The sequence below is a fragment of the Rossellomorea oryzaecorticis genome (genome assembly GCF_038405515.1).
Classification (GTDB): Bacteria; Bacillota; Bacilli; order Bacillales; family Bacillaceae_B; genus Rossellomorea; species Rossellomorea oryzaecorticis_A.
In genome coordinates, this window is record NZ_JBBYAF010000116.1 from 1 (window position 1) to 366 (window position 366).

Below are 366 nucleotides of genomic sequence, written 5' to 3' on the forward strand. Positions count from 1 at the left end.
AAGAAGGAAGGTTTTTATTAAAAAATTACAAATTAAAGGGCTTAAAAGGAAAAAAGTTGATTATTATGAATGGAATGAGTGAAGATATGAAGGTTTGTGAATCGTTCCTGGGGTGTGCAGGGGTGCTCGGGCGATTATTTTTTCAACTTTGATGATTAATTTTTCAATTCCACCCTATATTTTTTCAAAATCACTACTTTATTTTCAAATCCCATCACGGTTCGAAATACGCCTTCACTTTTCCTCCACAACAAAAAAACAGCCCCATAATGAGCTGCTTTTCATATTTGCCTGGCGACGTCCTACTCTCACAGGGGGAGATCCCCCAACTACCATCGGCGCTGAAGAGCTTAACTTCCGTGTTCG

1 rRNA gene is annotated in these 366 nt (G+C 39.1%); it reads right to left on the reverse strand.

Annotation, left to right across the window (positions count from 1 at the left end):
• Positions 1 to 289: 289 nt before the first annotated feature.
• Positions 290 to 366 (reverse strand): 5S ribosomal RNA (rrf, locus tag AAEO50_RS21450); the annotation flags it as partial.